We start from the raw sequence: 349 nt of genomic DNA on the forward strand, positions 1-349 counted from the left end.
AGCAAACGCTCTATTATAGGTAAGCAGTGTGTTTTATCTTTTTCCATAAAGGTAAACGTTAAACCCATAAAATATTTATCAAATTTTAAAGCGTATACCAAGTAAGAAGTGACTTCAGTTTCGCCTTTCCAAACGCCTTGCATTAATTGTTCTTTAACAATACCAATAGGGAGGTTTCGTTCATTTTCAACTCCAACCCGTTTATACCATGGCATATGTTTCATTAATGCTTCATACCTACCTGTCGCAAATGAGTCTAATGTATTTTCGTCACTTTGGTACACAGTACCAGCACACTCCAGACCTTCATCATGGGTGATTAATGATAAGCGTTGCTCACTCTCATTTA

Annotated in this window: 1 protein-coding gene; it reads right to left on the reverse strand. The window is 36.4% G+C overall.

The window, feature by feature from the left end:
* Nucleotides 1-349, reverse strand: a 349-nt coding sequence (locus H5182_RS22110; protein WP_182760666.1) for a hypothetical protein, incomplete at both ends; no start/stop codon positions are given.

Origin of the sequence: Pseudoalteromonas sp. SG44-17, assembly GCF_014164235.1 — a bacterium.
In the GTDB taxonomy this organism is placed as follows: domain Bacteria; phylum Pseudomonadota; class Gammaproteobacteria; order Enterobacterales; family Alteromonadaceae; genus Pseudoalteromonas; species Pseudoalteromonas rhizosphaerae.